Genomic DNA, 26,969 nt, shown 5'->3' with positions numbered 1-26,969 from the left:
AAATGGAAAAATTAATACAGATCACTTCAGGAAGAGGTCCTTTGGAATGTCAGTGGGTAGTAGCCAGGGTTTTGAAGACCTTTCTTGAAGAGGCAAAACAAAATACAATAGAATACGAAATTATTCATCGTGAAAACGGTGATGAAAACCTGACATTAAAATCTGTGACTATCCTTTTGAAAGGAAAAGAAATAAATCTTTTCTTAAAAAACTGGCTGGGAAGTGTTTGCTGGATAGGGAAGAGTACATTCAGGAAACTGCATAAAAGAAGCAATTGGTTTATTGGAATTTTTGAATTGGAAAATATAAAAATGATCGATTTCAATGAAAAAGATATCCGGTTTCAGACTGCGAGAAGTCAGGGAAGTGGAGGGCAAAATGTAAATAAGGTGAATACTGCCGTGCGTGCTACCCATATTCCCACTAAGGAAACTGTTTTTGTACAGGATTCCCGTTCGCAGCTGGAAAATAAAAAACGTTCCGTTATCAGACTCAAAGAAAAGGTAATGGCAGCCTATCTGCAAAATTTGGAAAGAAACCTGAAAGAAACCTGGTCTCTTCAGATGCAGATAGAGCGTGGGAATCCGGTTCGTACATTCTCAGGAACAGATTTTAAAAAGAATTATGAAGACAGGACATTCAAAAAACAAAGGAATGCCTTGAAAAATGAACTTAAAAACTACAGAAATGACCTTAACTAAAAGTAAATATTATTTTGAAGCGCTGGACTACTTTCCTTTCAACCTTGCGGAGTGCATGGATGCGCTGAACTATGCCTTATCCTACGAACCGGAAGATGCAGACAGCCTTTGTCTGATGGGAAGAATATATTCAGAAGAATTGAAGGATTATGAAACGGCTAAGAAGTACTTTGATGAAGCAATGCAGAATAACATTGGAAATGTAAATACTCCAAAATATTATATTGAGTGTCTCCTGAATAATGAAGATTATAAAGAAGCAGAGAAACTGATTGAATTTGCTCTAAAGCTGAAAGGAATTGACAGATCGGAAATTCTCAACTGCCTGTCGCTTCTGCAGGAAAGAAACTTTGAGTACAAAAAAGCTTTAGCAACCCTTAAAGAGGCCAAAAAGTTTGCTTACAGCCGTGCTGCTCTTGAATTCATTGAAGATAGAGAAAAATTAATCAAATCAAAGACAACCAGAACAGGAACTGTAAAAAAGACAGAATAATCTGTTTTAACCTGATATCATTAAAGGAAAATAAGCTTTCAATTGAAAGCTTATTTTTTATTTACGGAAATCAGATAATCGTATACCATTTGATGTTGGTCATCCGTCAGCTTAGCCTTTGGAGCCATCCTGCTTAAGGTGTTGATCCATCCTTTGTCATCGTGCTTGGTAGGTTCCGGCAGCTTATGACATTTTGCACAGGAATTTTCGAAAATCGTTTTTCCCTGTGCCAATTGCTCAGATGAGGTATACTTAGGCCCTGTTACAGCCACACTTTTTGGTCCGCATGATACCAGAAATGCTGATGTTGCGATACCGGCTAAGATGATTTTTTTCATACTATTTTTGTTTGTTGATTACTTCTTCACAGAAACAATATAGTCATAAACCCATTGATGCTGTTCATCCGTCAGTTTAGCTTTTGGCGCCATCGAATTCATGATTCCTACCCATTGTACAGGGTTATGTGAAGCAGGATCCGGTAATTTATGGCATCTTCCGCAGGAATTTTCAAAAATGGTTTTCCCCTGAGCAATCTGTTCTGCAGTAGACGTTGCAGCGCCTGGAGTAGCAGTGGATGTAGCAGCTTTCGGCGTACATGAAACCAGCAGGATAGCAGTTAACGAAGCCGCAGCAATAAGTTTTTTCATGTTTCTTTTTTGATATATAACAAATGTAATAAATTCCTTAAGCTGTTGACATAGGGCTCTGTAGTTTTAATTTAGAAGAAATAAAAATTACCTTGATAAAAAAAATTGTTAACATCAGATCAGGACAATTTACGCCTTTTGCCTTATCAATATAAGACGGCTATTGACCATTCCCATTTTAATTATTAATTTTGAATCAATGAAATTTTCTACAGAAGAGTTAATAGAAGGAATACAGTCAGGAAACAAACGCCTGATTGCAAAAGCTATTACATTGGTTGAAAGTAAAAAAGCAGAACACAGGGTACAGGCAGAGGAACTTTTGAAGAAGATCATGCCCTTTACCGGAAACTCTGTGAGAGTAGGAGTTACCGGAGTTCCGGGAGCAGGAAAATCTACTTTTATAGAAAACTTTGGCAGATTGGTTATTGCTCAGGGAAAAAAAGTAGCAGTTTTAGCGATTGATCCCAGTTCGGCAATCAACAAAGGAAGTATTCTAGGGGATAAAACCAGAATGGAAGAACTTGCGAAAGAGGAAAATGCCTTCATACGCCCTTCACCAAGCTCTGGTTTTCTGGGTGGAGTGGCCAATACTACTTTTGAAACCATGATGATCTGTGAGGCCGCAGGATATGATTACATTTTAATAGAAACAGTGGGAGTAGGACAATCGGAAGTACTCGTGGCGGATATTACTGATGTTTTCTTATTCCTTAAAATCATTGGAGGTGGAGACGAACTTCAGGGTATAAAGCGCGGCATTATGGAAATGGTAGACGTTATTTTCATCAACAAGGTAGACCAGGATAATCTTCAGAAAGCAAAAAATACAAGGCTTGAATTAAAAAGAGCTTTGGACTTTATTCCTCCTAAGGAAAAAGGCTGGAAAATCCCTGTTCTGCTGGGCTCGGCCCTTCATAATGAAGGCTTGCAGGAGGTTTATGATAAAATATTTGAATTTATTGATCTGAAAAAGAAAAGCGGCCGTTTTGAAGAAATCCGCGTCCAGCAGGCTGAAAAACGTTTTGAATACTGGGTTCAGGAATATATTTTATCATTGATGAAAAAAGACAATTCTTTGGAAGAGGCTTATGATATGCACAAAAAAAATGCTTCAGCAATGATCTCTAATCCAAGTACTGAAGCAAAATTATTTGTTGAAAAATTTTTATCGGGAAAAAAGAGTGACTAAGGTTTTTCTTTTTCCTTTTTTTCCTGCATTTTTGAAATATATCCGTCGTAGCTAATCGGTTGCCTGTCATTACTTCTCATAGAAACTAAAGCTTTACCGTTTTTAAAAATTTCGATATTGATCTGATCCACATTTCTTGTATCATTAGGCTTGAACTTTAATGTCCAGGTTCCTTTTTTATTCTGAGTTTTCGTTACGGTGAAATCTTTTGAAGTAAATCTATAGCTGTTATCACTTGTATTTCCGTATGTTGGATTGAACAGTCTTCCGAAATAAGGCAACACTACATCAAGCGTATTTTTGCTAACATCAATGGTATAATCTCCGCTCAGGTTAAGTATTCTGGTGGCAGTAGCGTTAGGCATTGAATTCAAAACATTGATAACATCATAATTCGTAGGATTGGCTCTTTCTGCATGGAAGGTAAATTCCTGAGAACTTACTAAAGTGTCCACGGTTTTCGGATCTAATGAACCTTGTGACGCACAGCTCTGAAAAAAGAACAGGAATCCAAAAATCATCAGCAAAGAAATATACTTTTTCATAATGATATAATTGTTAAATTTAAACAGCAAAATGTATGCAAATATATTCTTTCTGAAATATTTTGGAATAAAAATTGTTAAGGTTGAATTATTAACACTCAAACTATGAAAGTTACACATCTATTAGGAATAGGAGCTATTGCTCTGTCGGCCGTTGCCTGTACTACAAACCCGATTACGGGAAGATCTTCTTTACAGCTGGCCAACAATTCAGAAATTTTAACAATGTCTTCACAGGAATACAGAACGACATTGTCCAAAGGTAAAGTTATTACCGGTACAGCAGATGCAAAAAGAGTGGTAAATGTAGGAAACAGAATTAAAAGTGCTGCGGAAAGATATTATCAGAGCATAGGAAGATCAGCAGATCTTGCCAACTATAACTGGGAATTTAATCTTCTGCAGAGTAATGAACTCAATGCATGGTGTATGCCTGGAGGTAAAGTAGCAGTATATACAGGAATACTACCGATCACAAAAGATGATAACGGACTTGCCGTCGTGATGGGACATGAGGTTTCCCATGCATTGGCAGGCCATGGAAACGAAAGAATTTCTCAGGCAATGGTAGCTCAGTATGGAGGAGCTATTCTGGGAGGCACCATTTCAAATTCCCAATGGGCCAGTGTTTTCCAGAAGGTTTATCCTATCGGTTCACAAGTCGCTTTATTGAAATATGGAAGAAATCAGGAATCAGAAGCTGATGAAATGGGGCTTTATCTGATGTCTATGGCAGGATATGACCCGAGGGCAGCGATCCCTTTCTGGAACAGAATGGAAGCAGCATCTTCAGGGTCCAGACAACCTGAATTCTTATCTACCCACCCGAATCCTGAAACAAGAATTTCAGATATCAACAAAGATCTTCCCAAAGCTTTGGAATATTATAAGGCTGCAGGAGGAAAACTATAATTAGAATTTTAATCTTGAGTAAGGCCTTATTAAATTTTTAGTAAATTTGGTAAGGCTTTTTTATGTAACCACCTAAACACAATATTATGAAGAGTTTATCAATTACCGGACTTATACTTTTAGCTGTTTCTGCATTACTTTTCTATCTAACGACCGATTTTGCCGTAGAACAAATAAAAATTTCCCACATTATGGGAATGATGGCAGGAGTTGGGATAGGACTTATCATTGGAGGAATGGTGGGGTATGTAAGTAAAGGCAGCGCTATCAGAGCAGAACAGAAGAAAAAAGAATTCAAGCAGCTGCAGAAAGACAAAGAAGAACTTGAGAAACAGGCTGCAGAAATTGCAAAACGTCAGGCTGAACTTGAAGCACAAAATAAAAACCCTCAAATATAAAATTTGAGGGTTTAAAGTTGTTATTTTCGATATTAAATTAGAATTTATATCCTAAACCTACCATAAACAGGTTGGGTCTGTTATCATATCTGATTTCCGAACCGGAAACTCTGTTGATAAAATTTCTCTGATCTTTACTGAAAGCTCCTTCATATTTTGCATTTACAATAAGCTTTTTGATTTCAAGCTGTGCGCCAAACTGATATCCTACTGTAAAGTCATTTTTAGCATTTTCTTTGAAATCGTTGTAAGTATTGTCTTTATTCAAGTTAAAACTTCCAACGGGTCCTACAAAAACCCCAAGCATATTCCCCAAAAGGTTATATCCTAAAAGAACCGGAACATCAATACGGTTGCTTTTTACATCAAAAGTAGTATTATCTGTAGTAAACTCATTTTTAAAGTGAGTATAATAGATTTCCGGCATCACAAACAATGAGGTAGGAAGCCCTACTTTTAAGGAAAGCCCAACATTGAAACCTACATTATTTTTACCTGTCCCTTCAATGGCATCATTCACTGTTCCTTTGATGTTGGACCATGATGGAGAGCCTGTAGGAAAAATTAAATTTGCCTTACCTGCCAGAGAGATCTGTGCAGACGCCCACATTGAAAACCCTATTAAAGCTATATTAAGTACCTTTTTCATTATCGTCTATTTTTGTATTCTCGATCGTTTTATTATTCTCAAGTAAATATTCTCTCAGTTCTTTAAAGAGCTCTGAAGAATAAACGAAATCAATCAGATTTTTATTGCCTGCTGTGATCAGAATGTCCTTATTACCTTCCCATTCTTTGATTCCTAATCTTAGGTATACAATTTTCTCGCCAATTGTCATTACCGAATTCATATCATGGGTATTGATGATGGTTGTTGTGTTGTATTCTTTTGTGATTTCATACAGGAGATCATCAATTACCTTTGAGGTATACGGATCCAGCCCTGAGTTGGGCTCATCACAGAACAGATACTTAGGATTGTTAACAATGGCCCGTGCAATAGCAACTCTTTTCTGCATTCCTCCTGAGATCTCAGAAGGATATTTTCTTTCTGCTTTATCAAGATGTACTCTTCCTATTACCTCAAAAACCCTTTTCTTTTTTTCTCTGTAAGTAAGGTTGGTAAACATATCGAGAGGGAACATAATATTTTCTTCTACTGTTAAAGAATCAAATAATGCGCTTCCTTGGAATACAGTCCCGATTTCCGAGCGGAGATGTTGTTTTTCATCTCTTGTCATGGTATTGATATCTTTTCCATCAAACAGGATTTCTCCTGATGAAGGCATATATACATTCAATAAACTTTTAAGAAAAACCGTTTTTCCCGAACCACTCTGCCCAATGATCAAGTTTACTTTTCCTTTATCAAATGAAGTTGAAATTCCCTTAAGTACTTCAACATCTCCAAAACTTTTCTTAAGATCTTTTACCTCAATCATCAGCTTAATATTAATTGGGTTAAAATTAATTCGGAAATGATAATGAATACCATTGTCCATACTACAGCCTGTGTACTGGCTCTACCTACTTCAAGTGAGCCTCCTTTCACATTATATCCGAAATAAGAAGGTACTGTGGCAATGATGAAGGCAAAAACGATTGTTTTGACAAATGCATAATAGATGAACAGATTGGGCATATACATTTGAATTCCTACGATATAGTCGTTCTCGGTCCAGTTTCCGGTCAGAATTCCGGCAATATATCCTCCGCCAATACCAAATACGATACTGATGGCGATAAGTAGCGGATTAAAGAGCATACAGGCAGCAATTTTAGGGAGAATCAAAAAATTGGGGGAGTTGACTCCCATGATATCCAGTGCATCAATCTGTTCGGAAACCCTCATCGTTCCAATACTGGATGCAATATAGGATCCTACTTTACCTGCCAGAATCAGACTGATAATAGTTGGTGAAAATTCCAGAACCAATACTGCCTTTGTAGCGTATCCTACAAATGAAGTAGGAATAGGAAATGAAGAAGCATCAAAGTTATTGAACATCTGAATAGCAACTACAGCCCCCACAAATATTGATGTAAAGACTACAAGCCCGAAAGAATTTACTCCCAAATCATTAATTTCTCTCATGAACAGCTTCCAGAAAACCCTCATTTTCTGAGGTTTCTGTAGGGATTTTCCCAAGAGGATAATGTATTCCCCTATCGCTGTGAAAAACTTTTTTAACATACTGCTAAATTAGACTTTTTTATTTAATTGGGCTAGAGTCAGGGATAAGACTCAAGCTTGGTTTTTTGTATTAAAATTATATACTTTATCCGGTTTTTACTTGGCATTTTTATCTCCTCCGATAACCAAAAAAATAGTTTTTAAAATTATCACCAGATCCAGTACAAAACTCCAGTTCCTTACATAAAATGTATCTGCCAGCACTCTTTTCTTCATCTCTACCTCCACATCCCCTAAGTCACCACGCAGCCCGTTTACCTGTGCCAATCCCGTAATGCCTGGATTAACCATGCTTCTTAAGCTGTATCTCCCGATCTTTGGTTTATAATAATTATCAACCGACAGCATGTGCGGACGTGGGCCTACCACAGACATGTCACCCTTCAATACATTAATGAACTGTGGAAGTTCATCAAGACTGGTTTTTCTTAAAAACCTACCCACTTTGGTAATCCTGGAGTCATTCAATGATGTGGTTTTGGTGGTAGACTCATCATTGACGATCATTGTTCTGAACTTAATACAATTGAAGACTTCCTCGTGAAAACCATACCTTTTCTGAAGGAAAAAAACCGGGCCTTTGGAAGTTGTTCTGATTAAAATGGCGATGATGGGAAATACCCATGAACATATAAAAATAAGTATAAGGGCAGAAAAGAAGATATCAAATGTTCTTTTCATCAGGTAATTAGAATAATAATCCAGCGGATACCGGGCCTGATTAAGTACCGGCTGAGTCTGTATATATCCAAGGTCATAAAGGAAAAAATCACTTTGTGTGATACTTGGGATGAGTGAGATATGAATCTTATGATCTTCTGCCAGCTTGAAAATTTCATTCTCAATCCTTTTATCATAAGAATTTTCCATAGATAGAAATAAAGTATGAATTCCGTTTTTTTGCCAGAAAGAAACCAGCTCACTGATATTGAGCTCAGGATTTTCATATTCAAATATCCGGTATCCATAATCTTTACGGTCGATAAAAATATTTTTAAGAATCTCTATAGAATGAGTGTCTCCAAGAAACATTACATTTCTGTAGTTGGCACCCAGGGATCGTAAATATTTGATCGCAAAATAGATCAGTGACTTTGCCAGAAATATGAAAATAAAAAGATAAAGTGAGAGCCAGTAAATATCCGAATTGAAAAATACATTCTTACTTACCTTTCCTATAAGCAGAACGCCAAGTATAAAAAATAGAAAATGAATTAAAAGGCGTTCAAGAAACAGGGTATAGGTGAGATTCCTCGGAATATTGTATATTTTTGTTCTGCCGCTCAAAAGCACCCAGAATAAAAATAACAGAATCAAAGAAAAAATATTCTGATACCAGGTTTCTTTATGGTATTTTAAACTTTCGTTTCTGCTTATAAAAAAGAATATAAAGACAGATGCAATAACCATGAGGTCAAGCAACATAATGATCGATTTCAGGTATCTGGAGTATCGAATTCTCTGCATCTATCGGTATTATAGCGGATAAGACCAGCTAATTTACACTTTTTTACGGTATGTTCAGATATTTGTGTGTCTGAACTGAAGCCTGCCATTCCGGATGTTCCAGAATGAAATCTGTGATCTTTGGATACATATCATTTCTTTTGCTCCACTCACTCTGAAGATAAAGTCTACAGTTTTCAGAAACTTTAGCTGCCTGCTCCTGAGCAAACGTAAAATCATGCTGATTGAAAACGATTACTTTAAGTTCATTGGCTTTTTGATAAATCTCTTCTTTAGGAAGTCCTGTTTTCTTAGGTGAAAGTGTAATCCAATCGAGATGCCCGCTCATAGGGTAGGCTCCTGAAGTTTCGATATGAATTGTGCATCCTAACTCTTTCAGTCTGGAGGTCAGTACATCTAAGTTCCACATTAAAGGCTCACCACCGGTCAGCACAATTGTTTTACAGTGTCTGGCTGCTGTTTCTGCAATTTCTGCAGCATTCATCAAAGGATGGAGCTTAGGGTCCCAGCTTTCTTTTACATCGCACCAGTGACATCCTACATCACACCCTCCCAGCCTGATAAAATAGGCTGCTTTTCCGGTATGCGCTCCTTCTCCCTGTAAAGTGTAAAAATGCTCCATGACAGGGAGCATTTTACCTTCTTTTAATAAAATATCTTCTTCTTTATTCATTGTAAAAATTAGTCGTTATAGACCGAAGTTTTGTAAGCAATGATGGTGTTTTTCATCAGCATCGCTCTCGTCATTGGGCCTACTCCTCCAGGTACCGGTGTGATCCAGCTCGCTTTTGCTGCACAGCTGTCAAAATCTACATCACCTGCAAGATAATAGCCTTTCGGAGAATCATTGTCTACTCTTGTGATACCCACGTCAATGATTACTGCTCCTTCCTTGATCATATCTCCTTTTAAGAAGTGAGGATCTCCCAAAGCTGTAATAACGATGTCTGCTTTTTTTGTATATTCTTCGATGTCTTTTGTATAAGAATGGGTAAGGGTAACAGTAGAGTTTCCGGGGAAATCTTTTCTTCCCATAAGGATACTCATCGGTCTTCCTACAATTTTACTTCTTCCGATAATTACACAGTCTTTTCCTTTGGTCTCAATATTATATCTTTCCAATAGTGTTAGAATACCAAAAGGAGTGGCTGGTAAGAAAGTATCCATTTCAAGAGCCATTTTTCCAAAATTTTCAGGATGGAAACCATCCACATCTTTTCTTGGATCAATAGCATTGATGATCTTTTCCTGGTCAATCTGGTCCGGTAAAGGCAACTGTACGATAAACCCATCCACTGCTTTAGATTTATTAAGCTCATCAATTTTTTCCAACAATTCAGATTCGGAAACTGTACTTGGAAATTTGATTAAGCTGGATTGAAATCCTACTTCCTCACAGTCTTTCACTTTAGAGTTTACATAGGCTTTGCTCGCTCCGTTATTTCCCACAAGAATGGCTACCAGATGTGGTGCTCTTCTTTTGCTTTCGAGAATCTTTTCTACTTCAACCTTGATCTCTGCTTTAATTTCCTTGGATACTTTAAGTCCGTCAAGAATTTCTGCCATTTTTACTTTTTTACTTTTATTTAGATTTTATTGAATACAACGATATCCTGAAATTCATCAGCATTTTCTTTATTTACATCATTTCTCCAGAATCCTTCTTTTATAACCGTTACTTTCATCCCGGCATCGTAAGCCATCTGATTGAGTAGCGGTAAGCTTACCGCTATATTGGCGGCAGTTACTTTATCATCCATTAATTTATATCCTTCATACTGATGAGGAAAGTGCATGCTTCCTTCCTCATTTTTAGAATGATCATACAGAAAGAAAGTAGCCAGACATTGTCCGTTGTTTTTAAGAACCCGGCTTATTTCTTTTAGGTATTGTCTGATCTCCGGGATCTGCATATGGGTGAAGACCGAGAACAGAAAGACTTTATCAAACAGTTCGTTTCCATAAGGAAATGTAAAATCTTCAGCTTTTTGGCTGTAGGTGTTATACAGATCATTATAAATTGGGGTGAACTTAAAATTGAAATTAGGATACTTTCTGTGAATATGCTTTTCACACCAAACAATTCCTTTTTCAACAGCATCAAAACCATCATAACTTCCTCTATCAATAAATCCCGTTAAAGCTATAGCCGTTCTTCCTATACCGCATCCAACATCCAGTACATGATCCGTATTGCTGAGTGAAATGTATTTTTTTAATACATTCATCTGCCGGATTCCGTGGGGAATAAAGTCGCTGCTTCCTACATAGATATCACCCTTTTTGGGCTCATTTTTAGCTCTTTTTCCAATAAGTCCTTCATAAAGATCTATAGGGAAGTAAAAAATTTTTCTTCCTAGAAGCCTGAAACCGGGAGGGAGTTTATAATAATATGATCTTAATGCAGACATCTGCTATTTATTTTGTTTATAATAACTAATCAGGCCGTTGGTAGAACTGTCGTGAGAGGTTATTGTTTCATTGTTTTCAAGTTCAGGAAGGATTTTATTGGCTAATACTTTTCCTAATTCCACTCCAAACTGGTCAAAGCTGAAAATATTCCAGATCACTCCCTGTACAAAAATTTTGTGTTCATACAAAGCGATAAGCTGTCCCAGTGAAAACGGAGTTAACTCCTTGAATAGTATTGAGTTGGTAGGGGTGTTTCCATGGAAGACCTTGAAATTGATCAGTCGGTCAATTTCTTCATCTGATTGGCCGGAATTTCTTAGTTCTTCCTCCACTTCTTCTTCCAGTTTTCCGAAGGCAAGTGCTTCAGTCTGAGCGAAAAAATTAGCTAATAATTTATCCTGATGGTCGGAAACTTTATTCGGGCTTTTTGCATAGGCAATAAAATCTGCCGGAATCAATTCAGTTCCCTGATGGATTAATTGATAGAATGCGTGCTGGCCATTCGTGCCTGGCTCTCCCCAGATGATAGGTCCGGTTTCATATTCTACAAATTCACCATTTCTGTCCACACATTTTCCGTTACTTTCCATATCTCCCTGCTGGAAATATGCTGCAAATCTGTCCAGATATTGAGAATAAGGCAGAATTGCATATGTAGTTGCTGCATAAAAATTGCGGTACCAGATTCCTAAAAGCCCCATTAATACAGGGATATTTTCAGAAAATTCTGCAGTCTGGAAGTGTTGGTCAGTATCAAAAGCACCTCTTAGAAGCTGTTCAAAGTTTTCATATCCTACAGAAAGAACAATGCTTAACCCGATGGCACTCCAAAGAGAATATCTTCCGCCTACCCAATCCCAGAACTCGAAAATATTTTCTTCTGCAATCCCGAACTTCTTAACTTCTTCAATATTAGTAGATAAAGCTACAAAATGTTTCGCGACATCCTCCTGTTTTCCTGCTTTCAGGAACCAGTCTTTAGCGGAGTTGGCATTGGTCATTGTTTCCTGAGTGGTAAATGTTTTGGAAGCAATGATGAATAAAGTAGTTTCAGGATTTAAATCCTTCACTACTTCTGCGATATGATTTCCGTCCACATTGGAAACAAAGTGAGCGTTTAATCTTGTTTTAAAATGCTTTAAGGCAGAGCAAACCATTACGGGACCTAAATCTGATCCTCCAATTCCGATATTGACTACATCTGTAATTTCTTTTCCACTGAAACCTTTATGCTCTCCTGAAATCACTTTTTCTGAAAAAGATTTCATATGTTCAAGAACTCTCTTGATCTGCGGTTTGATGTTTTCTCCGTCTACAAGGATCTCACGGTCTGAGAAATCTCTTAATGCAGTGTGTAATACGGCTCTTCCTTCCGTTTCATTGATTTTATCTCCGGAGAACATTTTGGAAATAGCATCTTTTAACTGACATTCTTCAGCCAATTGTAATAAAAGATCTTTTGTTCTTGAGTCAATTAAATTTTTAGAATAATCAAAAAGATAGTTGTCCTTTTGCAGGGAAAACTCGTTAAAACGGTTTGGGTTATACTGGAAAAGAGTTCTAAGATCAAAGTCATTTCCAGCGAAGTGTTCGTCAAGTGCTTTCCAGCTGTTAGTTTGTGTTGGATTTATTTTTGATAGCATATTACAGAATTTTTATCGTTCAGAAAATCATTTATGGATGATATAGCTAACAAACCATAATCATTTATTTCTGATTTGCAAATTTACGGAAAAATAAAACCTCAGATAAATTTGGAGATGATAAATAACGATTTTTTAAAAAAACAAAACCTCAGAACAGGTCTGAGGTTTTATAATAAGTCTTTTATGAGAGAAGCTCTGCTCTTATTCATCTATTTCGTTCAGGATGTTTTCCAGTTGCCGGGCGCTTCTTCCATAGACATATTTTGTCCATAATACAATACTTATTATGAATCCTAAAGTTCCGATGAGCACTATAATAATTAATCCCAGTTGATAAGAGTCGGTAAATCCTGCTAAAGATTTCCCTTTTTCTTTCATCGTGTTGTAGAAGATCAGTCCTATAGTTAAAAGTACGTGAGGGAGTAATAAAAACCCGAAAGACTGATATCGTTCCATATTCAGACGCAGTTCATGATATATTTTCCAAAGGCTGTTTTTGGTATTTCCTGTGTAAAGTTCTGTCTGTTTGTAAAATTTATAAAATCCAAACAGATAATACGAAGAGATAACGACCATCATGGTATAGGATACATAATAAATAATGTACTGTGATGAAGGAAATTTAAACTGAAAAGGGAAGAAAGCGATAAGAATGATGGCAAGAATCTGCATAGGAAATTCTTTTTTCATGTTTTTTTGGATTCTTTCTATAGGGTGTTTGCTTTCCTTTAGCTGTTCTATCGTATCAGGAATGTTGACATGATTGTCTTCTTTATTCCATTGTTCTTTTAATTGATCAAAATTCATAACCTGATTTTTTTATGATTTGCTGTATTTTTTCTTTTGTTCTGTTGAGTTTTACCCGGGCATTACCTTCGCTGAGGCCCAGATTGTTTCCAATCTCCTTATGTGACATTCCTTCCATGAAATAAAATATGACGGCTTTTTCTAATGAATTAAGTTCCTGAACCGCGCTGTAAAAAACTTCCAGCTGCCTGTCTTTGGTGGGATTATAATCTTCCTGCTGTAGTTCAAAGTAACTGGGAGCATCCGTTTGATTATCAGATCTTTGTTTTTCTTTTTTCAAAAAAGTAATTGCGGTATTGATTGCAACCCGGTACATCCAGGTGGAGAATTCACTGTTTCCTTTGAAAGTCTGATAAGATTTCCACAGCTGGATAAGAATCTCCTGCTGCAGGTCTTCCCGATCCTCTACAGAATCCGCATAGATTCGCGAGGCTTTGTATAAGATGCCTTTATGCTGGTTGACAAGCTTTAAAAAAGCAGTTTCTGTTGAATTACTCACAATCTTTCATGGTTTGGTTACAGTTATAAGTTTGATACAGGTTTTACCGTATAGCCTTTTGCTTGCAGAAGAGGGATAATTCCATTTTTACCCATAAGGTGTGATGCTCCAACAGCAAATAAAGAACTTTCTTTTTTCATCATGGCAGGCATTATTTTTACCCAGTTTTGATTTCTGTCGGTCAGCATTGCTTTTTCCTGTTGGGAATTCATAAATCTTTCATCTTTAAAAAGACGGTAAAGAGATTGTACATTTTCATTTTTAAAAGCTTCAATCATCTGTCCGAATAATATTTGATATTCCCTGCCCATTTTCAATTGAGCAATGGTGCTCTTAAGATCGTAAGCCTTATTAATCGATTTCATCTGATCTTCTACTTTTTCAAGCCCTTTGATGCTTTTTTTATCTTTCATTGCTCTCTGAAGAAGTTCCATTTCATAAAGCTTTACTTCAGTCTTTGGACATGGAGTGGCTTTGGTGGAAAGCAGCGCATAAAGTGACTGGGGACTTGAAGAATCAACACTTTTCAGATCAGTTCCGTAATTGGCAAGAATTGTATTTAATTCTTTAGCTTCTTCCGGGGAAAGCTGATCAGATATCTTGCTGTCAGCCTGAAACATTTTTTGCAGTGATACCATTTCAGCAGGATCTGTATAGTTAATTTCCATAATAAAGCTTTCTGTATTTTCAAGAGCTTTCAGAACCTTAGGTTTGATCTCAAAATCTTTACTGCATAAGATATGAAAAGTTCCGGTAATGTAAGATGGTTTAGGGAGACCGTTCCCCGAGACTTCCCAAAGCAGACTGTTGTCTTTTCCGTTGTTTGTGTTCTGTGCTTTTGCAGTCAAAGAGTTCACTGATAATAATGCGGCGAATCCAAGTTTTATTAAATTTTTCATAGTAGTTATTTTTTTGATTCTCTGTTCTTTTAAACAGTAGGTAAAACAGGAGTTGTAATCGTTACAGTTTTTTTTTCAAAAAAATAAAACCTCCCGAAAAAAGGAGGCTGTAAAATCTAAAATTATGATGATAACCAGTTGGTTATGAGTATTCTTTTATTCCTGGATTTTTGAATGTTCAGGTTTTGAAGTTTTTCTTTTTTTCAGAAAATAGATCAAAGCAGCTGCAATTAATAAGATCGGCCAAATGTTGATAAGAGCAACGATAATTCTCTGGATAAGGTAAAACCCATAGATGAAACCGTCTTTTGCGTCATAGATGAAATTGTATTTATATTTATTATCAATGCTTGTAGTATTGGTAACGGCAATTTCAGCAATACGCAATTGAGGCTCTTTGATGTAAATATCAACTGTGCTGTACTTCAGATCATCTGTCATATTCATACTTTGCAGCTTTTGAAGATTTCCTTCAGACATATTCTCATTATCCAGCGTTACTTTATCTTTATTTGTTTTCAGCTTGCTGATGTTTTCGGCGGTCTTTTGATTTCTTTTTCCTTCCAGTTCAGAATATTTGATGTTGGCTGTCACATCTTCCGCATTGATGGATCTTGAATTAAGGAATAATTTGTTGGCATTGATGGCTGTTAAAAGGTCACCCAGTTTTTCAGTGGGAATACGAACCTGCATTGTGTTTTCCGTTTGATATTTTTTAACAAGCATCGCTTCTTCATTAGAAGTATTATAGGTACTTTCAGAAACCACATTACTTTGAAGATTACTGTTGGTAACAAAACCACCGAGTTCCTGCACCGATTTTTCAATAGCGATGGTTGCATTATATACGTCTTTTACTTCCATACTGACGTCTCCTGTCTTGATGAACTGTTTGTCTTTTACCTTCATACTGGCTACTGATGAAATGCTGTCTGAAACAACAGCGGCAGTTGTATCACTGGTGGCATAAGCATCAAGATCAGTTGTGGCAACTTCTCCTTTTTTACATGAGTATATTCCTAATAAAAGAACAGCTGATAGGGATAATGTAATATAAGTGGTTTTCATAGCGTTGATTTTAAATGTTTTCCTTGAGCCAAAGTTCAGTCAGGATCTTTTGTAACGCTTGAAAATCAAAAGTAAAAAGTTTGTAAATAAATTTTCAGTTGTAATGGATTGAAATTGAATTCTTTGTAAAACAGATCTGTGTTCCTGCTATTGGTTTCGGAGCAGTTTTTGCTTATCTTTTACAAACCAAAACTACAATCTATCACTATGTCAAATACGTTTTCCAAAATCAGAGACGCAATAGGATTATTTACATCCATAGATTTTGATCAGTTGAGTGCTATTTCTCAAAAAGTAGATCTGCCCAGGCTGATGCATAATTTTTCAAAGCTGGATGACAAACAGCTTTCAGGATTGATGAAAATGCTTGATCCGGAAAAGAAAAAAAAAGAACTTCCGCCTATAGATGGTGATTTCTATGATATTTACCATACACTGACCCCTGAACAGCGTGAAATTCAGCTTAAAGTAAGGGCGTTCATGGAAAAAGAAGTAAAACCTCTTGTGAATCATTACTGGCTCAGAGATGAATTCCCTTTCGAGCTGATCCCTAAGTTCCAGAAACTTGACATCTGCGGTGTTACCTATGAAGGATATGGCTGCCCGGGAATGCCCTTCCTGATGGAGGGTGTTATTGCTATGGAAATGGCGAGAATTGATGCTTCAATTGCTACATTTTTTGGAGTACAGTCAGGGCTGGCGATGGGATCTATTTATATCTGTGGCTCGGAAGAGCAAAAACAAAAATGGCTTCCGCAGATGCAGAAATTTGAAAAGATAGGAGCTTTTGGGCTCACGGAACCGGAGGTTGGCTCAGGAGCTGCAGGCGGGCTTACAGTAACCTGTAAGAAAACTACTGAAGGGTGGGTGCTTAACGGCCAGAAGAAATGGATAGGCAATGCCACTTTTGCTGATCTGATCATTATCTGGGCCAGAGATCTGGACAGTGGTGAGGTAAAAGGATTTATTGTGGAAAAAGATAATCCAGGATATTCTGTAGAAAAGATTAAAGGAAAAATGGCTCTAAGGATTGTCCAGAACGGCTTGATCACCTTAAAAGACTGTCTCATAACTGAAGAAAACCGTCTGCAGAATGCTAATTCCTTCAAAGATACAGGAAAAGTCCTCAGAATGACCAGGGCCGGAGTTGCATGGATGGCCACAGGCTGTGCACGGGGAGCTTATGAAAGTGCACTGGAGTATACCCGAAAAAGAGAACAGTTTGGAAGACCTATCGCCTCATTCCAAATGATTCAGGGGCATCTTGTGGAAATGCTGTCTAACCTCACCGCAATGCAGACCATGGTTTTCAGATTGTCCGAAATGCAGGATGAAGGAATTTTAAAAGATGAACACGCTTCACTGGCAAAAGTTTTCTGTACGCTGAGAACAAGAGATATCGTTTCCAGGGCCAGAGAAGTGATGGGAGGTAACGGAATCCTGCTGGAATACGATGTAGCCAGATTTGTTGCTGATGCAGAAGCGATTTATTCTTATGAAGGTACAAAAGAAATCAACTCGCTCATCGTTGGACGATCGATTACAGGTTTCAGTGCTTTTGTATAGAGAAGAGGTCGGATGGCAGGTAATAAGTTGTAGGTACTGCAACCTGCAACCTATCATCTGTGACCTTACGAAACTAAGTGTTTATATTTTTCCCTATTATCAATAATCATCCAAAGGTTAATCAGAAACATCACTCCGGCAATACCCATTCCCATCGGAGATTTGTCCAAAGTGAAGACGTGAGCAACAATTCCTACCATAACAGGTAAAATAACGATAGCTCCTAAGGCTCTTGTTTTAGGAAAAATGAATAATAATCCGCCGATTACCTCTACAGTCCCTACTAGAGGCATCAGCCAGCTGATTTCTCCAAAAGCAGAAAAAAGTTTCATTTGTTCAGGTGTAGGTTTCTCCATCGGCATGTAATTAAAAAACTTGTTTAATCCGGCATTAATAAACATAAGTCCGAAAAGTAAGCATAAGATGAATTTTATTACTTTCATGATTGATGATTTTATATCAAATGTATAATAAAAATAGGATTCGTTGATTATATTTTTATAAGAAATATGCAATTAATGTTAATGTAAGGTTAACGTTGTGTTTTGAATAATTTTATTATTTATATTTGAAATGCAAACTAAACTAATAATATTATGCTGAAAAACCTTAAAAAGTTAAACCGTAGAAATCTGAGAGAAATCCATGGAGGAATTGATAAATGTGATATAGGGCCAATAGACTGTCCATGTAAAATTCCACCTGGGCATCCTTGCCTTGGGGGTGGAGGAGGTGGGAATCCTGAACCGGATAAAGGATACTGCCCGGACAGCCAAACGTATATTTTCTGTACAGAAACCTGTCCAAATGGAATGAGTCCTTTGTGTGCTATTTCATCATAAAATAAAACGACCGCCTTGAAAAAGGCGGTCGTTTTATTTAAGAGGTAAACAAACAATGTTGTAGGGTTATGTCAACTCTTACTCATTTTTCATTACTCATATTCTAGTCCATTTCCTTAAGTGTAATATTCTTGGAAATTTTATAACTTTTCTTTTTCTTATTAGCTTTCTGTTCCTCACCAAGAAGTCTTCCCCATGGTTTGAGATCATCTACCTTTTCACAGATAATTTTTATAATAGCTATTGCCGGAATGCAAAGGAACATACCCGCAATTCCCCAAAGATGTTCTCCTAAAAGAATGCCGATAAAAGAAAATAAGGCATTGATCTTTACTTTAGAACCCACCACAAATGGCAGAACGATATTGCCGTCTACAGCATGAATGGCAATATACCCCAATGCAACGTAAATACATGTTGAAGGAGTAGAAGTGGCAAATGCTATAAAGCAGGAGATTAAAAGAGAAATAAAAATCCCCAGATACGGAATGACATTTAACAGCCCGGTAAGAACTCCTAAGAGAATGGCGTATTTCACTCCCAGAATCGTAAGAAGAACAGATGTTAAAATGGAAACGATAATAACCTGGAGAAAAAGTCCGAAGATATATTTCTTGGTCATAATACGGATCTCATTTACAGCTTCCACTACGCTTGCTTTATGTCTTTCATTGAAAACCGTAACAATAAAATTATTTAACAGTCTTCTGTAATTTAAAATAAAGATAAAAAACAGCGTGAAAAATATAATAAACCCAAAGCCTGTTGAAAAAATTCCGAAAGTAAACCCTAAAATCATCCCTGAAGAAGATAACAGTTTATTCAATCCCTGATTGATATAATCTACCTGTTCATCCACTTTTACATTGAAGGTTCTTGAAACCCAGTGCTGAAGACTATTGAAAACAGTAGTAAACTGTTCCTGAAGATGAGGAAGATCTTTACTGAAATCAGACAGCTGGTTGGTAAAGAAATAGATAATACCACCCAAAATCATCAGCATAATGAATACCGAAGTCATTGTAGACATTGATCTCGGAAATCTTAGTTTTCTTTCCATAAAAGTGGCCGCCGGTAAAAACAGCATAGCCATAAGGAATGCCAGGAAAAAGGGGGCTAGAATAGTCTGTCCTAATGCCAGAAGATAGCCAAGACCAATGACAGAAACTACCACAAGGGTTAGCTTGACAAGGAAAGGAAGTCTAAGAAAATTCATAATCTAAAAAATCTGCAGTGTGGAATAAAAATAAGAAAAACCCGTGTGAATTGAAAAAAATTATTCAATCCTGCAGGATTTTCTTGTATTGAAGCAAATTTTATTCCACCTAAACAGGAAAATTGCACTTTTTTGTTCCTGAAAGAAAAAACACGCTCTGATATGCAGAACGTGTTTTCTTATGAGAAGTTGATATGTTATAAATTGTTTTATTCTTCGATGGCGATATCTATCACTTCTTCCATTCTGTTGACATAATGGACTCTCAGGTTTTTCAGATAATCTTTTTTGATTTCTTCCACATCTTTTCTGTTAGCCTCACAAAGGATAACATCTTTGATTCCTGCTCTTGTTGCCGCAAGCAGTTTTTCTTTAATACCTCCTACAGGAAGTACTTTTCCTCTCAATGTAATTTCTCCTGTCATCGCAAGGTGAGGTTTCACCTTTTTATTTTTAAATGAAGAAACCATGGAAGTCAGCATGGCGATACCTGCAGACGGCCCGTCTTTAGGGGTTGCTCCTTCAGGAACGTGTACGTGAATGTTTTTCTTATCCATGTCTTCCTGCGGAATCCCCAGCTCGTCATGTTTTGCTTTTATATATTCCAGGGCAATAGTAGCAGATTCTTTCATGACCGTTCCGAGGTTTCCGGTCATCGTTAATGCTCCTTTACCATTGCTTAAAATACTTTCAATATAAAGGATGTCTCCTCCTACACTTGTCCATGCAAGACCTGTTACAACACCTGGAACTCCCGTGATTTCCGACAGGCTTTTCGGTCTTGGTACTCCAAGAATTTCATCTACTTTTTCAAGTGAAATTTTGGGATCATATTCTTTTACCAGAGCAGTCTGAAGAGCTACCCATCTTGCAATGGCAGCAATTCTTTTTTCCAGGGTTCTCACGCCACTTTCTGAAGTGTGTGCTTCTATAATATGTTTAAGCTCTGCGTTTCCGAGTTTAAATGATTTTGCATCCAGACCATTTTCATCCTGTTGCTTTTTGATCAGATGTCTTTTAGCGATCTCAATCTTTTCCTCCAGCGTATAACCGGCAATCTGAATGATTTCCGTTCTGTCCAGAAGAGGAGTCTGTATTGTTGAAAGTGAGTTGGCCGTAGCAATAAACATTACTTTTGATAGATCATACCCCATTTCCAGGAAGTTGTCATAAAATGACTTATTCTGTTCAGGATCAAGGACCTCCAGTAATGCGGAACTTGGATCTCCATGCAGACCCTGTCCGATTTTATCTATTTCATCAAGAACGATTACCGGATTCGAAGTACCGGATTTCTTGATGGATTGCAAAATTCTGCCCGCCATGGCTCCAATATAGGTTTTTCTGTGTCCGCGGATTTCGCTTTCGTCATGGAGACCACCCAGTGATAATCTTACATATTTTCTTCCCAAAGCATCAGCGATGGATTTTCCTAAAGAAGTTTTACCAACCCCCGGAGGCCCTACCAATAAAAGGATAGGAGATTTCATGTTGTTTTTTAATTTTAAAACAGCCATGTGCTCCAGGATTCTTTTCTTGATATCTTCCAGTCCGAAATGTGCCTTATCTAGTACTTTCTCAGCTTTTGCAATATCAAAAATATCTTTTGTGTAGGTTTCCCAAGGAAGGTCAGTAAAGAAATCCAGATAATTTCTCTGCACATTATAGTCCGGAGAATTAGGGTTCTGGCGCTGAAGCCTGCTGATTTCCTTTTGGAAATATTCTTCTACTTCCTTGCTCCATTTCTTGTTTTTGGCTTTTGCAAGCAGATCTTCAACGTCACTTTCAGGGCCTCCACCCAATTCTTCCTGAATGGTTCTGATCTGTTGGTTCAGAAAATACTCTCTTTGCTGTTTGTCAAGATCTTTTGACGTTTTCTGGTGAATCTGGTTTCTCAGTTCAAGCTTTCTGAAATCCTCATGCATCATCTCATAGCACTGGTTGGCTCTTGTCATCAGGCTTTTCTCTTCGAGAAGCTTCTGCTTGGCTATCGAAGAAAAATTAGCGTTGGTGCAGATGAAATTCAGAAGATCATCATTATTATTAATATTTTTAATCGCGAAGTTTGCGGCATTAGGAATATTCGGATCAAGTTCAATAATCTTTAAGGCAAGGTCTTTGATGTTCTCCAGCAATGCTTCATATTCTTCCTGATCTTTGGGCCGGGTATCTTTTAATTTTGATATTTCTGCTTTGAAATATGGCTGGTTTTCAACAATTTTTTTGATCTTAAACCTATGAAATCCTTTGGTAATCGCTGTAATATTACCTTCCGGCAGCTTGATGATTTTAATGATCTTTGCCAATGTGCCGGTCGTATAAATATCTTTTTCGGAAGGTTGTTCCAGATCCGAATTTTTCTGGCTTACAATTCCTATAAAATCACCATTCTTCTGGGCTTCTTCAAGAAGCTGTATTGAGGTTTTTCTTCCTGCAGTAATGGGAATTACCACATTAGGGAACATCACCATATTTCTTACGGGAAGTATAGGGAATATCTTCTGTTCGGAATTTTTATCAGTCTCTGCAAAGTCTGAAAGATTGATTTCTTCAGTTACGATATCAAATCCGTCACTGATCATTTCTTCTAAACTAATATCTTCAAATTCTGTCATAGTCAATCGAATGACAAATTGTCATTTTCGTTTTTTATCGTTAAAGGGATTTTTTACAATATGCTCTGAAAACGTGTGGCATCTTATAATGTCTAAAAAATGCACAATACTTATGCCATTTGTTTTTTACTTAAAAATACGGCCAAAATTTCCTTTTTTAGATAATCTTTACATTAAAAATCAAAATAAAGCAGTTCTGTTTCTGTAATTTCTTAAAAATGTGTATTTTCGCAAACTGATAAAAAACTATAATTTATAAAATGGCAATTTTAGGACAGATTAGGAGTAAGCCTTGGCTTTTAATGGGAGTAATAGCCTTAGCGCTTTTAGCGTTTTTGGTGAACCCGGATAGTATTGACAAGGTTTTTGGTAAGAATCCTGATGTTTTAGGAAAAGTAAATGGTGAGAAAATCACCCGCGAAGAGTTCAATGATCAGCTTTTCGTGTTGCAACAGCAGGCTGAACAGCAAGGTCGTCCGAAAAACGGTCTTGAAGAGCAGGCTTGGCAGTTACTTGTACAATCTAAACTTATCAAGCAACAGTTTGAGAAACTGGGCTTTGAAATGACTGATGATTATTTCTGGAATCAGATCCAGTATGATCAGATGTTTGCTCAGAATAAGCAGTTCTTTGATGAGAAAGGTAACTTTAAAACTCAAGAGCTTAAAAAAGAAATTGAAACATTACAAAACACCAACCCACAAGGATATGCTCAATGGCTGAAAACCAGAAAGACAATTGAGTACAGACTAATGGCCAGACAGGTGTTTACTAATCTTTCAGTAGGGATTACTACAGGAAAGAAAGAAGCTGAAGAATTAATGAAGCAGAGAGATCAGCTTGCAGATATCGACTTTGTAAAAGTAGATTATGCAGCATATCTTCAAAAAACAAAGATCAATGTGACTACACAAGATCTTGCTGACTATATCAAACAGCATCCTGTAATGTTCAAAGCTGAGCCAAGCAGAAATATAGGGATTGTATTCTTCCCATCTAAGCCTAGTGCAGCAGATGATGCCGCAACTCTGAAAGAAATTACAAAATTATATTCAGGGGGTACGGATGCAAGCGGAGGTACTGAAAACTTCCAGAATACCAAAAATGACTCTATGTTTGTAACGGCGAATTCTGACGCGCCATTCAATCCTCAATATGTCAATCCTGCTCAATTGCCTCCAACGATCAAAGATCAGATCACTGCAGCAGCAGTAGGTCAGACTTTTGGCCCTTATAAAGAGCAAGATGTTTATGTCGTATCTAAGCTTGTAGGTAAAAGACCTTCAGACTCTACTTTATCAAGACATATCCTTATTGCATTCAAAGGAAGCCCTGCAGGTGAAGGAGTGACAAGAACCAAAGAGCAGGCTAAGAAATTAGCAGACTCAATTGGTGCTATTGTAAAGGCTACTCCTGCCAAATTTACAGAATTCCTTAAGCTTTCCAGCGATCCGAATTCTGCAGCTCAGGGAGGAAGTCTTGGATGGACCACTCCGGAAACACCTTTTGTTCCTGAATTCCTTGCTTACCTTGCAAACAATCCTAAAGGAGCTACAGGAGTAGTGGAAACTCAGTTCGGTTACCATATCATCAATATTGAAGATAAAAAATCCGGATCAATGGGGTATAAAGTTGCTAATCTTGTGAAAGCAATTAAACCTTCTGATGCTACTGAGGCTGAAACAGACAAAAAATCAAGAAAATTCATTCAGCAGGTTCAAGGGAAATCTTTCAATGATTTCGTAAACATTGCTAAGAAAAATAACTATCAGTTCTCGAATCCAAAAGCAGCTAAAAGATTTGAAGGTCAGCTTCAGGGCTTAGGTACCGAAAAAGATGCAGATATCCTTACATGGGCTTTCGATAAAAAAAGAACAAAAGGAGATACTGAATTATTTACAGTAGATGGAACAGGTGATAAAATTGTAGTTTATCTGAATGGAAAACAGGAAGCTGGTCTTGCTGATCCTGAATCTGTAAGAGATCAGATTGAAGTTATCGTTAAAAATAAACTGGCAGCAAAACAAATTTCTGATAAAATTACAGCAGCAAAAGCTTCCAGTTTAGATCAGATTGCTAAGTTATTTGCAGCTCCAAAACAGTCAGCTCAGGTAAACCTGCTGAACCCTTCAGTAGCTGGTGCTATGGAACCTAAAGTTGCCGGTGCAGCATTTGGTGTCGCAAAAGGTAAGCTTTCCAATCCGGTAGAAGGAGGAACAGGTGTTTATGTTCTGATCAAAAAATCAGAAACAGTCAACAAACAGCCTGGAGATCTTAAGCAGTTTACAGAATCTCTTACTCAAAGAAATGCCGGAATGTTCGGACAGGCTTGGATGAAGAGTCTTCAGGACAACGCAGATATCGAAGATTACAGAATCGAGATCTGGAACAAACTGGGAAATCAGCAACAATAAGAAATTCATTTCAATGATATAAAAAGCGACAAATTTTTTTGTCGCTTTTTTTGTATTTAACGCAGAATAATAAAGGAAAAGATTTATTTAAAATGTATTATATTTGCTTATTAGAAAAAAATTAGCAAGTGAAGTTCAGTAAAGAATTAAAAGCTGGTGTGATTGCACTTCTAGCTATCGTAGGCTTTGTGGTATTGTTTCAGTTTATGAAAGGGAAAAGCCTTTTTACTACCGACAATATATTTTACGCAAAATATGACAATGTAGAAGGTCTGGCGCAGTCTGCGGCAGTTTCTATCAATGGCCTTAAAGTGGGGCAGGTAGACAAGATTATTCCTATCACCTCAAAAGATGGAAAAATTAATTTTGTTGTAAAAGTTACTGTCGACAATAAATTTGAATTTTCAAAAAACTCATCACTGGAGATCTTTGAACCGGGATTAATGTCCGGTAAAGAAATGAGAGTAAACCTTATGTATGGAGGGCCAACTGCAAAAGACGGTGATACATTAAAAGGAGCTTTCAAACTGGGGACGCTGGGAAGCCTTTCTTCTCAGGTAGGCCCTGTAAAAGATCAGTTACAGGTGGTTCTTCATAGAGTAGACTCCCTGATGGCCAATGCAAACCAGGTTTTTGATGCTCAGAACAGAGCTGAAATTAAGGCTTTGTTAGCTAACCTTAACAAAACGGTTGGTGCATTACAGGCTACAGCAGGAAGTGTAAACAATCTGGTAGGACATAATGATCCAAAACTGCAAAAGGTGCTGGATGATGCAAGCCTTACCATGCAGAGCGGAAAAGTAACATTAGATAAATACGGACACCTTGCAGAAAGTATCGACACTAAACAGTTGAATGCTACCATTGCAAGTTTAGATGCTACAGTAGGAAAATTGAATCAGGTGATTGGTGGAATAGACAAAGGAGAAGGAAGTTTGGGTAAACTGATGAAGGATGATCAGCTTTACAACAACCTGAATTCGGCATCTTCCAATCTGAATACATTAATCGAAGATATGAAAGCGAATCCGAAGAGATACATCAACTTCTCGGTTTTCGGTAAAAATAACAAAGACTAATACACCTTATGCAGTACATCGATAACATTATTTTCCTGATTTTATTAGTGGCCGGATTTGGACTGTTTGCCAAAAGCCTGCAGAAGATCTACAGAAATATCAGGCTGGGTCGTGAAATCAATAGAAATGACAGAAAATCTGAACGCTGGAGTACCATGGCCAATGTAGCTATGGGCCAGAGTAAGATGGTAAAACGTCCTGTTGCAGGAATTTTACACATTTTTGTTTATGTTGGTTTTATTATCATTAATATAGAACTCATTGAAATAATTGTTGATGGAGTGTTTGGAACTCACCGTTTTCTGGCCTCGGTTTTGGGACACGGATTCTACAGTTTCTTTACAGCTACATTAGAAGTCCTGGCACTTTTGGTTGTAATAGGGGTCGTTATATTTTTTATCAGAAGAAATTTTTACGGGGTCAAAAGGTTAACAATGAAGGAACTTTTCGGATGGCCAAAAGAAGATGCCAACTGGATTCTTATCATTGAATTTGCCCTGATGATGGCTTTCTTTAAAATGAATGCTTCAGATTTTATTTTACAGTCAAGAGGCGTTTTACCAGTACATGGAAGTTTCCCGATCAGTGAAATGACATTGGTTCCGTTTTTGGAAACCTTCAATTTTGATAACGGATTTTTGATGTTCACAGAGAAAGCAGCCTGGTGGTTCCACTTTGTAGGGATTCTTTTCTTCATGAATTATCTTTATTATTCAAAGCATTTACATATTATTCTTGCATTTCCGAGTACATGGTATGCAAATCTTGAGAAAAAAGGGAAATTCAACAATCTTGAGTCCGTAACAAAGGAGATCAAATTAATGATGGATCCAAATGCAGATCCTTACGCTGCACCGGCTGAAGGGTCAGAAGCTGATGTGCCTTCGAAATTCGGGGCAGAAGATGTTTTTGATCTGAACCAGGTACAATTGCTTAATGCCTATTCATGTACGGAATGTGGACGTTGTACTTCAGTGTGCCCGGCCAATATTACCGGTAAAAAACTTTCTCCGAGACTAATCCTGATGAAAACCAGAGACAGGTTGGAAGAAGTGGGAAGAAACATAGATAAAAATGGAAAATTTGTAGACGACGGTAAAAAACTGTTAAACGATTATATTACAAAAGAAGAACTTTGGGCCTGTACAACATGTAATGCGTGTACAGAAGCCTGTCCGGTATTACTTGATCCGCTTTCCATTATTTTTGAAATGAGAAGATTCCTGGTAATGGAACAGTCTGCTGCTCCTCAGGAACTTAACCTGATGATGACCAATGTGGAAAACAATGCTGCCCCTTGGCAGTACAATCAGGCTGACCGTCTGAACTGGGCCAATGAAAATTAATATAACAA

Annotated in this window: 28 protein-coding genes; 10 read left to right on the top strand and 18 right to left on the bottom strand. The window is 37.3% G+C overall.

Annotation, left to right across the window (positions count from 1 at the left end; translation table 11 throughout):
- Positions 1–2: 2 nt before the first annotated feature.
- Together prfH and AC3FI7_RS15115 are read left to right on the top strand one after the other, a co-directional pair.
- Positions 3–701, top strand: a complete 699-nt coding sequence (gene prfH, locus AC3FI7_RS15120; protein WP_142725148.1) for a peptide chain release factor H — start codon at positions 3–5, stop codon at positions 699–701.
- Positions 688–1,194 (top strand): tetratricopeptide repeat protein, encoded by a 507-nt coding sequence (locus AC3FI7_RS15115; RefSeq protein ID WP_491460420.1) that lies wholly within the window; start codon positions 688–690, stop codon positions 1,192–1,194. Before prfH ends, AC3FI7_RS15115 begins: the two co-directional genes overlap by 14 nt.
- 50 nt (positions 1,195–1,244) lie before the next feature.
- On the opposite strand, the gene AC3FI7_RS15110 is transcribed toward AC3FI7_RS15115, so the two are convergent.
- On the bottom strand, positions 1,245–1,532 hold the full coding sequence (locus AC3FI7_RS15110) for a c-type cytochrome (protein WP_142725146.1): 288 nt from the start codon (positions 1,530–1,532) through the stop codon (positions 1,245–1,247).
- Between the two features lie 18 nt (positions 1,533–1,550).
- Positions 1,551–1,844 carry a c-type cytochrome gene (locus tag AC3FI7_RS15105; RefSeq protein WP_491460419.1) on the bottom strand — a complete coding sequence of 98 codons (294 nt, stop codon included), beginning with the start codon at positions 1,842–1,844 and terminating at the stop codon, positions 1,551–1,553.
- Positions 1,845–2,043: 199 nt separating this feature from the next.
- Between AC3FI7_RS15105 and meaB the strand changes: the two genes are divergently transcribed.
- Positions 2,044–3,036, top strand: a complete 993-nt coding sequence (gene meaB / locus AC3FI7_RS15100) for a methylmalonyl Co-A mutase-associated GTPase MeaB (RefSeq protein WP_343661046.1) — start codon at positions 2,044–2,046, stop codon at positions 3,034–3,036.
- Here the strand turns inward: meaB and AC3FI7_RS15095 are convergent.
- Entirely contained in the window at positions 3,033–3,581 is a 549-nt protein-coding gene (locus tag AC3FI7_RS15095) for a DUF4251 domain-containing protein (protein ID WP_142725143.1), read from the bottom strand. The two genes, meaB and AC3FI7_RS15095, sit on opposite strands and share 4 nt — an antisense overlap.
- A gap of 105 nt (positions 3,582–3,686) precedes the next feature.
- Here AC3FI7_RS15095 and AC3FI7_RS15090 point away from each other — a divergent pair, with 105 nt between their 5' ends.
- Both AC3FI7_RS15090 and AC3FI7_RS15085 read left to right on the top strand, forming a co-directional pair.
- Positions 3,687–4,493, top strand: a complete 807-nt coding sequence (locus AC3FI7_RS15090; RefSeq protein ID WP_142725142.1) for a M48 family metallopeptidase — start codon at positions 3,687–3,689, stop codon at positions 4,491–4,493.
- A gap of 86 nt (positions 4,494–4,579) precedes the next feature.
- A complete protein-coding gene (locus AC3FI7_RS15085) occupies positions 4,580–4,891 on the top strand; it encodes a hypothetical protein (protein ID WP_142725141.1) in 312 nt (103 codons plus the stop codon).
- A gap of 37 nt (positions 4,892–4,928) precedes the next feature.
- On the opposite strand, the gene AC3FI7_RS15080 is transcribed toward AC3FI7_RS15085, so the two are convergent.
- The 12 genes from AC3FI7_RS15080 to AC3FI7_RS15025 all read right to left on the bottom strand — a co-directional run bounded on the left by AC3FI7_RS15080 (position 4,929) and on the right by AC3FI7_RS15025 (position 15,883).
- Positions 4,929–5,540, bottom strand: a complete 612-nt coding sequence (locus AC3FI7_RS15080) for an outer membrane beta-barrel protein (RefSeq protein WP_491460418.1) — start codon at positions 5,538–5,540, stop codon at positions 4,929–4,931.
- Positions 5,524–6,333, bottom strand: coding sequence for an ABC transporter ATP-binding protein (locus AC3FI7_RS15075; RefSeq protein WP_142725139.1), 810 nt, complete (start codon positions 6,331–6,333; stop codon positions 5,524–5,526). The genes AC3FI7_RS15080 and AC3FI7_RS15075 overlap by 17 nt, the downstream gene beginning before the upstream one ends.
- On the bottom strand, positions 6,333–7,085 hold the full coding sequence (locus AC3FI7_RS15070) for an MlaE family ABC transporter permease (protein ID WP_142725138.1): 753 nt from the start codon (positions 7,083–7,085) through the stop codon (positions 6,333–6,335). Before AC3FI7_RS15070 ends, AC3FI7_RS15075 begins: the two co-directional genes overlap by 1 nt.
- A gap of 96 nt (positions 7,086–7,181) precedes the next feature.
- The gene (locus AC3FI7_RS15065; RefSeq protein WP_491460417.1) at positions 7,182–8,552 is read right to left on the bottom strand and encodes an exopolysaccharide biosynthesis polyprenyl glycosylphosphotransferase; all 1,371 of its coding nucleotides are present in this window, start codon (positions 8,550–8,552) and stop codon (positions 7,182–7,184) included.
- A gap of 43 nt (positions 8,553–8,595) precedes the next feature.
- A complete protein-coding gene (locus tag AC3FI7_RS15060) occupies positions 8,596–9,225 on the bottom strand; it encodes a 7-carboxy-7-deazaguanine synthase QueE (RefSeq protein WP_491460416.1) in 630 nt (209 codons plus the stop codon).
- Positions 9,226–9,233: 8 nt separating this feature from the next.
- On the bottom strand, positions 9,234–10,118 hold the full coding sequence (locus AC3FI7_RS15055) for a bifunctional 5,10-methylenetetrahydrofolate dehydrogenase/5,10-methenyltetrahydrofolate cyclohydrolase (protein WP_002983915.1): 885 nt from the start codon (positions 10,116–10,118) through the stop codon (positions 9,234–9,236).
- 20 nt (positions 10,119–10,138) lie between these two features.
- Positions 10,139–10,963, bottom strand: a complete 825-nt coding sequence (locus AC3FI7_RS15050; RefSeq protein WP_491460415.1) for a class I SAM-dependent methyltransferase — start codon at positions 10,961–10,963, stop codon at positions 10,139–10,141.
- Between the two features lie 3 nt (positions 10,964–10,966).
- A complete protein-coding gene (pgi, locus tag AC3FI7_RS15045; RefSeq protein ID WP_142725134.1) occupies positions 10,967–12,607 on the bottom strand; it encodes a glucose-6-phosphate isomerase in 1,641 nt (546 codons plus the stop codon).
- A gap of 204 nt (positions 12,608–12,811) precedes the next feature.
- Positions 12,812–13,417, bottom strand: coding sequence for a hypothetical protein (locus AC3FI7_RS15040; RefSeq protein ID WP_142725133.1), 606 nt, complete (start codon positions 13,415–13,417; stop codon positions 12,812–12,814).
- Positions 13,407–13,916, bottom strand: a complete 510-nt coding sequence (locus AC3FI7_RS15035) for an RNA polymerase sigma factor (RefSeq protein ID WP_491460414.1) — start codon at positions 13,914–13,916, stop codon at positions 13,407–13,409. Before AC3FI7_RS15035 ends, AC3FI7_RS15040 begins: the two co-directional genes overlap by 11 nt.
- Positions 13,917–13,939: 23 nt before the next feature.
- On the bottom strand, positions 13,940–14,815 hold the full coding sequence (locus AC3FI7_RS15030; RefSeq protein WP_343661054.1) for a TraB/GumN family protein: 876 nt from the start codon (positions 14,813–14,815) through the stop codon (positions 13,940–13,942).
- Between the two features lie 156 nt (positions 14,816–14,971).
- Positions 14,972–15,883, bottom strand: a complete 912-nt coding sequence (locus AC3FI7_RS15025) for a DUF4349 domain-containing protein (RefSeq protein WP_142725130.1) — start codon at positions 15,881–15,883, stop codon at positions 14,972–14,974.
- 207 nt (positions 15,884–16,090) lie between these two features.
- Between AC3FI7_RS15025 and AC3FI7_RS15020 the strand changes: the two genes are divergently transcribed.
- Positions 16,091–17,449, top strand: coding sequence for an acyl-CoA dehydrogenase family protein (locus AC3FI7_RS15020; protein WP_343661056.1), 1,359 nt, complete (start codon positions 16,091–16,093; stop codon positions 17,447–17,449).
- A gap of 65 nt (positions 17,450–17,514) precedes the next feature.
- Here AC3FI7_RS15020 and AC3FI7_RS15015 read toward each other — a convergent pair whose 3' ends face one another.
- Entirely contained in the window at positions 17,515–17,892 is a 378-nt protein-coding gene (locus AC3FI7_RS15015; protein ID WP_142725128.1) for a DoxX family protein, read from the bottom strand.
- Between the two features lie 153 nt (positions 17,893–18,045).
- Here AC3FI7_RS15015 and AC3FI7_RS15010 point away from each other — a divergent pair, with 153 nt between their 5' ends.
- Positions 18,046–18,291 (top strand): bacteriocin-like protein, encoded by a 246-nt coding sequence (locus AC3FI7_RS15010; RefSeq protein WP_343661059.1) that lies wholly within the window; start codon positions 18,046–18,048, stop codon positions 18,289–18,291.
- Positions 18,292–18,394: 103 nt separating this feature from the next.
- Here AC3FI7_RS15010 and AC3FI7_RS15005 read toward each other — a convergent pair whose 3' ends face one another.
- Together AC3FI7_RS15005 and lon are read right to left on the bottom strand one after the other, a co-directional pair.
- Entirely contained in the window at positions 18,395–19,507 is a 1,113-nt protein-coding gene (locus tag AC3FI7_RS15005) for an AI-2E family transporter (RefSeq protein WP_142725126.1), read from the bottom strand.
- A gap of 209 nt (positions 19,508–19,716) precedes the next feature.
- On the bottom strand, positions 19,717–22,122 hold the full coding sequence (gene lon / locus AC3FI7_RS15000) for an endopeptidase La (protein ID WP_491460413.1): 2,406 nt from the start codon (positions 22,120–22,122) through the stop codon (positions 19,717–19,719).
- A gap of 260 nt (positions 22,123–22,382) precedes the next feature.
- Here lon and AC3FI7_RS14995 point away from each other — a divergent pair, with 260 nt between their 5' ends.
- From AC3FI7_RS14995 to AC3FI7_RS14985, 3 genes are all read left to right on the top strand, one after another.
- Positions 22,383–24,536, top strand: coding sequence for a SurA N-terminal domain-containing protein (locus AC3FI7_RS14995; protein ID WP_343661061.1), 2,154 nt, complete (start codon positions 22,383–22,385; stop codon positions 24,534–24,536).
- 128 nt (positions 24,537–24,664) lie between these two features.
- On the top strand, positions 24,665–25,615 hold the full coding sequence (locus AC3FI7_RS14990; protein ID WP_002983898.1) for an MlaD family protein: 951 nt from the start codon (positions 24,665–24,667) through the stop codon (positions 25,613–25,615).
- An 8-nt stretch (positions 25,616–25,623) separates the two neighbouring features.
- Positions 25,624–26,961, top strand: a complete 1,338-nt coding sequence (locus AC3FI7_RS14985) for a 4Fe-4S dicluster domain-containing protein (RefSeq protein WP_142725123.1) — start codon at positions 25,624–25,626, stop codon at positions 26,959–26,961.
- Positions 26,962–26,969 lie beyond the last annotated feature (8 nt).

It is taken from the genome of Chryseobacterium sp. TQ-BC-N36, assembly GCF_058382295.1.
The sequence above is the reverse complement of the archived record's forward strand: the minus strand, read 5'-3'. Positions and strand labels throughout refer to the sequence as shown.